The organism is Bacillus sp. SIMBA_005, from assembly GCF_046535585.1.
GTDB classification, from domain to species: Bacteria; Bacillota; Bacilli; order Bacillales; family Bacillaceae; genus Bacillus; species Bacillus pumilus.
Genome location: NZ_JAWRWI010000932.1, coordinates 1 through 247 on the forward strand (window position 1 = coordinate 1; position 247 = coordinate 247).

1 protein-coding gene is annotated in these 247 nt (G+C 62.8%); it reads right to left on the bottom strand.

Annotation, left to right across the window (positions count from 1 at the left end; genetic code table 11):
• Positions 1-247 (bottom strand): hypothetical protein (locus tag SB660_RS22810; RefSeq protein ID WP_410584798.1); only part of this gene is annotated, 247 nt, incomplete at both ends.

Consider the following 247-nt stretch of genomic DNA (forward strand, 5'->3'; position numbering starts at 1 on the left):
GTCAGTATCGAACGAATACGTGCCCGTTACGAAGTAATCGCCCCACCGCACCCCGCCATGTTCTTCGTACGCGCCACCGACGGATCCCCAATCCCAGCCGACGAGGTCGATGCCGTCGCACTGAGGCGGGAGCGGTTCGTCCGCAGTGACACAGAGTTGAGGCGGGCGCTCACCGTCGTCGATGACAGTCGTCTGCGCGCGGGTGGTCACTGTGTAGTCGCTGCGCGGAAACATCGAAACGACATGC